This window comes from Kitasatospora sp. NPDC091257, assembly GCF_044757675.1.
GTDB lineage: Bacteria > Actinomycetota > Actinomycetes > Streptomycetales > Streptomycetaceae > Kitasatospora > Kitasatospora lactacystinica.
This window is the reverse complement of sequence record NZ_JBIVVI010000485.1, coordinates 1-6,304: the sequence shown is the minus strand read 5'-3', so window position 1 is coordinate 6,304 and position 6,304 is coordinate 1. Positions and strand designations below refer to the sequence as shown.

Genomic DNA, 6,304 nt, shown 5'->3' with positions numbered 1-6,304 from the left:
CTCTTCTCACTCGCATGGGGGGGGTTCTCTCCAGCTTCGTCGGACGACCGGGTACACCGGGACAACCGGTTCGCATGCGATCCGGAAGCGCGGCGCGGGAGGCGCACGCCCGGCGCGGGCCGGGGAATAGCGCTCGGGTGCGCACCGTTCCGCTACCGGCCACCGCCGCGAGACAATGGACGGCGGCCACGACCGGGCGGCGCGGCCCGGAGCAGATTCTTTCCCCCCACCCGAGACCCGGAGGTGTCCGTCCATGCCCGACTCCCCAGAGTCGTCCGAGCCCACCAGGCGCCTGCGTCCGGTGCAGTTGCTGTTCGAGCCGCAGTCCGCCGAACCCGAGCCGGAACGATTCTTCGACCTGGAGTCGATCGAGGACCCGGCGGAGCTGCTGCGCCGCTCCACGGAACTGGCCCTGGCCTTCCGGGCCGCCGCCGAGCGGGCCACGGACTTCCAGGCGGTCGCCGCCGCGCAGCTCGCCGACCCGCGCCGGTTCGACGCGCTGTCCGACGCCGAGGTCGCCCGGCGGGCGGACTGGACCCCGGACTACGCCGCCAAGATGATCGAGTACGGCCGCAGCCTGCTCCAGCCGCGCCGGCACGAGGACTGAGCCCCGCGCCCGTCCGCCGGACACGGGCCACTGGCATATGCGCGGCGGGGAAGGGTACGCCGTCCCCCGCCGCGCTGTCCGGCGAACCGTGCTTTCCGTCCCGGCGCGGGCGGGCACCGCGCAGGCTGCTCCCCGTGGAGATCTGGACACAGCAGTCGGTGACGCAGCAGTCGGTGACGTACCCGTCGGCGACATACCCGTCGGTGATGCACCCGTCGGTGGAGTACGTCGGCGCGGCCGGCGAGGCCTGGCTCGCCTCCGCCAGCGAGTACCCGCGCAGCATGCGCGCCCTGTGGGAGAGCCGCCCCTGGGCGCCGTCGGTGCTGCCCTGCGGGCGCGCCTTCGACGTGATCAGCATGCCGGCGCTGTTCGGCCGCCGGGTGCTGGACGAGCTGTGGGCCTCCGGACCGGGCTGCGGGCCGGTGGCCGTCCACCGGGGGCGGATGCTGCTGTTCGTCCAGCCGGGCGCCGCGCCCCGGCTGCGCCGGCTGCTGGCCTGGGAGGAGTGGGCCCGGGACGTGCCGCCGCTGCTGTGCCACGGCAGGGGCGACGCGGTGACCGTGCCGCCCCTGCAGCGGATGGTGAACAGCCCGGACTCCCCCGGGCAGGGCGCCGGCCGGTGGATCGTCGCACCCGAACAGCGCAGTCCCCGGCTGCCCGGCGCCGCGGTGGTGCTCTGGGCCTGCGTGCGGGCGGCGCGCGAGCCGGTTCCCACCGGGGCGCCCGTCGTGACCGGAGGGTGAACGCGGGGCGGCCGGTATTCGATTTTGGCTCGGCCGCACGGCGCTGCTACAGTCTTCTCTGTCAGCAGGCGCCGCTAGCTCAGTTGGTTAGAGCAGCTGACTCTTAATCAGCGGGTCCGGGGTTCGAGTCCCTGGCGGCGCACAGACGGTCGGAAGGCCCTTCGCGAGAGCGAAGGGCCTTCCGGCGTTTCCGGCCCGAAGGCCCGAGGCCCCGGGCGACCGGGCCGCCCGCGCCGGAGCGGACGGCCCGACCCGGGCTCAGCGGCCGCGCAGCGCGCGGTAGCGGGCGACCAGCTCGGCGGTGGAGCTGTCCAGCTGCTCGGCGCCCTCGCCGGTGAGCAGCACCGGCTCGATCCGCTTGGCGAGCACCTTGCCCAGCTCGACGCCCCACTGGTCGAAGGAGTCGATGTTCCAGATCGCGCCCTGGACGAACACCTTGTGCTCGTAGAGCGCGACCAGCTGGCCGAGCACCGAGGGGGTCAGCTCGCCGGCCAGGATGGTGGTGGTCGGGTGGTTGCCCTTGAAGGTCTTGTGCGGGACGAGATCGGCGGGCACGCCCTCGGCCGCGACCTCCTCCGGGGTCCTGCCGAAGGCCAGCGCCTGGGTCTGGGCGAAGAAGTTGGCCAGCAGCAGGTCGTGCTGGGCGACCAGGCCGGGGGGCAGGTCGGCGACCGGCTTGGCGAAGCCGATGAAGTCGGCCGGGATGACCTTGGTGCCCTGGTGCAGCAGCTGGTAGTAGGCGTGCTGGCCGTTGGTGCCGGGAGTGCCCCAGACCACCGGGCCGGTCTGCCAGTCCACCGGGGTGCCGTCGCGGGTCACCGACTTGCCGTTGGACTCCATGTCCAGCTGCTGGAGGTAGGCGGTGAACTTGGACAGGTAGTGCGAGTAGGGCAGCACCGCGTGCGCCTGGGCGTCGAAGAACGCGCCGTACCAGACGCCGAGCAGGCCGAGCAGCAGCGGGACGTTCTGCTCGGGCGGGGCGGTGCGGAAGTGCTCGTCGACCAGGTGGAAGCCGTCCAGCATCTCGCGGAAGGCGTCCGGGCCGATGGCGATCATCAGCGACAGGCCGATCGCCGAGTCGTAGGAGTAGCGGCCGCCCACCCAGTCCCAGAACTCGAACATGTTGGCGGTGTCGATGCCGAAGTCCTGCACGCCCCGGGCGTTGGTGGACAGCGCGACGAAGTGCTTGGCCACCGCGTCGGTGTCGGCGCGCAGCCCGGTGAGCAGCCAGTTGCGGGCGGAGACCGCGTTGGTGATGGTCTCGATGGTGGTGAAGGTCTTCGAGGCGACGATGAACAGCGTCTCGGCCGGGTCGAGGTCGCGGACCGCCTCGTGCAGGTCGGCACCGTCGACGTTGGAGACGAAGCGGACGTCGAGGTCGCGCTTGGCGTAGGAGCGGAGCACCTCGTAGGCCATCGCCGGGCCGAGGTCGGAGCCGCCGATGCCGATGTTGACGACGGCGCGGATCGGCTTGCCGGTGTGGCCCTTCCACTCGCCGCTGCGGACCCGCTCGGCGAAGGCGGCCATCTTGTCGAGGACGGCGTGCACCTCGGGCACCACGTTCTCGCCGTCGACCTCGATCACGGCGCCGCGCGGGGCGCGCAGCGCGGTGTGCAGGACGGCGCGGTGCTCGGTGTTGTTGATCTTCTCGCCGCGGAACATGGCGTCCCGCAGCTCGGCGACGCCGGTGGCGGCGGCCAGCTCGCGCAGCAGCTCCAGCGTCTCGTCGGTGACCAGGTGCTTGGCGTAGTCCACGTGCAGGTCGCCGACCCGGAGGGTGTGGCGGCGGCCGCGCTCGGGGTCGGCGGCGAACAGCTCACGCAGGTGGGTGTCGCCCAGCTCGGCCCGGTGCTTGGCCAGGGCGGCCCACTGCGGGGTCCGGTCCAGCGGGGTGCGGGCGTCGGCGCGGGTCTCCGACATCGGTGGGTCCTCGATTCATCTGGGTGCAGAAACCGGCAGGGCCAGGCGTGAGGGTTCGCCGAGGTCGTGCGGGTACTGGTGGTGCGCCGACTCCGTTGACGGCCTGCCCGGGTTCAGCCTATGCAACCCCGGGGCCGGTCGCGCACATTCCGCCCCGCGGGCGCGGACGGTGCGCCCGCGGGGAGCGGACGCCCCGTCATTTCCGTTCGGAGCGCAGGTCGAGTCCGCGCAGCACCTGGTCGACCAGCTCCGGATCGGCGCCGAGCTCACTGCGGGCGGCGAGCATCTCGCGGCGGGAGGCGGCGATCATCTCCTGCTCGACGTCCCGGGCGGCGCGCCACTGGGCCATCCGCAGCTTGGCCTCGGCGGCCTCCTCCTCGGCGTAGTTCTCCGGGCAGAGCCGGGCCAGCCGGTCGTGCTGACGATCCCGCAGGCGGTCGGCGACCTCGGCGGGCAGCCGGTCCTGCTCCTCCAGCTCGCCGAGCCGGCTGAGCCCGGCCTTGGCGGCCCGCCACCAGAGCTGGCGCACGGCCTGCTCGTGCTTGTCCTGGTCGATGTCCAGCTCGAACCGCTTGGCCAGCCAGGGCAGGGTGAGGCCCTGCACCAGCAGGGTGAAGAGCACCACGCTGAAGGCGATGAAGACCAGCCGGCCGCGCTCGGGGAAGTTCTCGCCGGAGTGCAGGGTGAGCGGGATGGCGAGCGCCAGGGCGACGGTGGCCACCCCGCGCATGCCGGACCACCAGAGGATCACGCTCTCCTTCCAGCTGAACGGCGTGTCCTCGTCGTCGCCGGAGCGCAGCTTCTTCGACAGCCAGCCGGCCGGCAGCAGCCAGAGCAGCCGGACCAGGACGACCACGGCGATGACCACGGCGGCGTCGCCGAGGAATCCGGTCCAGCCGCGGCCGGCCTCCTTGAGCACGGTGGCCAGCTCCAGGCCGATCAGGCCGAAGGCGACGCCGGTGATCAGGATCTCGACCACCTCCCAGAAGGCGTTGCCGACCAGCCGGTAGGAGACGGCGTCCGCGTCGGAGGCCCGCTCGGCGAGGTAGAGCGCGCAGACCACGACGGCGAGCACGCCGGAGCCGTGGATCTCCTCGGCCAGGGTGTAGGCGGCGAAGGGCACCAGCAGGTTGAGCGCGACCTGCTGGGTCGGGTCGTCCAGGCGCTCGGCGAGCCGGGTGTTGACCCAGCCGAGCGCGACGCCGACCACCACGGCCAGCACCGCGGACAGCACGAAGCGCAGCACCGCGTCGCCGGCCGAGAAGTCGCCGCTGACCATGGCCTCGATGGACAGCGAGTAGATGACGATCGCGGTGACGTCGTTGAACAGCCCCTCGCTCTCCAGGATCGCCACCAGGCGGCGGGGCAGCCCGACGCTCCCGGCCACCGCGACGGCGGCGACCGGGTCGGGCGGGGAGACCAGCGCGCCGACCGCGATGGCGGCGGCCAGCGGCAGGGTGGGCAGCAGCCAGTGCACGGTGCCGGCCACGGCGACCGTGGTGACCGCCACCAGGGCGACCGCCAGCAGCAGGATCGAGCGGGCGTTGGCCTTGAAGTAGCGCACCGAGGAGCGCCGGGCCACCGCGAAGATCAGCGGCGGCAGGACCAGCGGCAGGATCAGCTCGGGCTCGATGGTGACGTCCGGGATCTGCGGGACCAGCGCCATGACGATGCCGAGCAGGGTCATCAGCACCGGTTGCGGCACGCCGATCCTCCGACCGAGCGGCATGGTCACCACGGAGGCGAGCAGCACCAGGAAGAACAGGGGCAGCTGGCCCACGGGGAGGTTCCTCTCGACGACGGACGGCTGAGCGCCGCCCAGGATAAATCTGACAATGCGCCCATCGGTGTCGACACGCTGAACAATGACTTGACCTCAAGCACACTTCAGGTCGGATGATCGTCGACATCGGAGGGATCGAGAAGGGGCGGGAACAGCATGAAAGCGGTCACCGTGACGGGGAACGGCGGTCCGGAGGTCCTGCGGGTCGCCGAGGTGCCCGACCCGCGGCCCGGGCCGGGCGAGGTGCGGGTACGGGTGTACGCCGCCGGCGTGCAGCCGGTGGACCTCGCGATCCGCGAGGGGTTCCGCCCGCCGGGACTGGCGGTCGAGCCGCCGTTCGTCCTCGGCAACGAGTTCGCCGGGGTGGTGGACGCCCTCGGCCCGGACGCCGGGCACTGGCGGGTCGGGGACGAGGTGCTGGGCTTCCGGGTCCTGGGCGGCCAGGCCGACCTGGTCACGGTGGACGCCGACCGGCTGGTGGCCAAGCCCGCCGGGATGCCGTGGGAGCAGGCCGGCTCCCTCTCCGCCTCCGGCCAGACCGCGCACGTGGCGCTCACCGGGCTCGGCGTCGGCCCCGGTGACACCCTGCTGGTGCACGGCGCCGCGGGCGGGGTCGGCACGGTCGCCGTCCAGCTGGCCCGGGCCTGGGGCGCCACGGTGATCGGCACCGCGAGCGAGCGCAACCACGGCTACCTGCGGGAGCTGGGCGCGGTGCCGGTCACCTACGGCGAGGGGCTGGTCGAGCGGGTCCGGGCGGTGGCACCGCAGGGGGTGACCGCGGCCTTCGACGCCGCCGGGCGGGGCGCCCTGGAGGCCTCCGTCGAACTGGTCGCCGACCGGACCCGGATCGGCACCGTGGTCGACTACCCCGGCGCCGAGCGACTGGGCGTCCGGGGGCTGCGGGGCGAGCGGACGGCCGGAAGGCTGGCCGAGCTGGTCGAGCTCTGGGAGGCCGGCGGGCTGCGGCTGGAGATCGCGGAGTCGTTCCCGATCGAGCGGGTCGCCCAGGCCCACAAGCTGGTCGGAGCCGGGCACGTCCGGGGCAAGGTGGTGCTGACCATGTGAACGCGCCCGGCTCCCCGCCCCGGGCCGATTGTGAGTTTCGGCTGCTGACCAGGTAATGTTCTCCACGTCAGCAGGCGCCGCTAGCTCAGTTGGTTAGAGCAGCTGACTCTTAATCAGCGGGTCCGGGGTTCGAGTCCCTGGCGGCGCACAGACAGCCGGAAGGCCCTTCGCGAGAGCGTCCTGGAG

5 protein-coding genes and 2 tRNA genes are annotated in these 6,304 nt (G+C 72.8%); 5 read left to right on the top strand and 2 right to left on the bottom strand.

The features are described from left to right. The first annotated feature begins 253 nt into the window (after positions 1-253). The 3 genes from ACIQOV_RS22235 to ACIQOV_RS22225 all read left to right on the top strand — a co-directional run bounded on the left by ACIQOV_RS22235 (position 254) and on the right by ACIQOV_RS22225 (position 1,492). Positions 254-607, top strand: coding sequence for a hypothetical protein (locus ACIQOV_RS22235; RefSeq protein ID WP_401050958.1), 354 nt, complete (start codon positions 254-256; stop codon positions 605-607). A gap of 206 nt (positions 608-813) precedes the next feature. After that, positions 814-1,350 carry a bifunctional DNA primase/polymerase gene (locus ACIQOV_RS22230; protein ID WP_401050960.1) on the top strand — a complete coding sequence of 179 codons (537 nt, stop codon included), beginning with the start codon at positions 814-816 and terminating at the stop codon, positions 1,348-1,350. A 68-nt stretch (positions 1,351-1,418) separates the two neighbouring features. Next, positions 1,419-1,492, top strand: a tRNA-Lys gene (locus tag ACIQOV_RS22225). 116 nt (positions 1,493-1,608) lie between these two features. Here ACIQOV_RS22225 and pgi read toward each other — a convergent pair. Both pgi and ACIQOV_RS22215 read right to left on the bottom strand, forming a co-directional pair. Then, positions 1,609-3,270, bottom strand: coding sequence for a glucose-6-phosphate isomerase (gene pgi, locus ACIQOV_RS22220; RefSeq protein WP_401050956.1), 1,662 nt, complete (start codon positions 3,268-3,270; stop codon positions 1,609-1,611). A gap of 196 nt (positions 3,271-3,466) precedes the next feature. After that, positions 3,467-5,050 (bottom strand): Na+/H+ antiporter, encoded by a 1,584-nt coding sequence (locus tag ACIQOV_RS22215; protein ID WP_359901763.1) that lies wholly within the window; start codon positions 5,048-5,050, stop codon positions 3,467-3,469. A gap of 159 nt (positions 5,051-5,209) precedes the next feature. Between ACIQOV_RS22215 and ACIQOV_RS22210 the strand changes: the two genes are divergently transcribed. Further along, a complete protein-coding gene (locus ACIQOV_RS22210) occupies positions 5,210-6,118 on the top strand; it encodes an NADP-dependent oxidoreductase (protein ID WP_401050954.1) in 909 nt (302 codons plus the stop codon). 74 nt (positions 6,119-6,192) lie between these two features. Continuing rightward, positions 6,193-6,266: transfer RNA gene (locus ACIQOV_RS22205), tRNA-Lys, on the top strand. Positions 6,267-6,304: the final 38 nt, after the last annotated feature.

What these genes read in the sequence shown, in the direction of transcription:
- ACIQOV_RS22235 (WP_401050958.1), top strand. Translation starts at nt 254, where the DNA reads ATGCCCGACTCCCCAGAGTCGTCCGAGCCCACCAGGCGCCTGCGTCCG.
- ACIQOV_RS22230 (WP_401050960.1), top strand. Translation starts at nt 814, where the DNA reads ATGCACCCGTCGGTGGAGTACGTCGGCGCGGCCGGCGAGGCCTGGCTC.
- pgi (WP_401050956.1), bottom strand. Translation starts at nt 3,270, where the DNA reads ATGTCGGAGACCCGCGCCGACGCCCGCACCCCGCTGGACCGGACCCCG.
- ACIQOV_RS22210 (WP_401050954.1), top strand. Translation starts at nt 5,210, where the DNA reads ATGAAAGCGGTCACCGTGACGGGGAACGGCGGTCCGGAGGTCCTGCGG.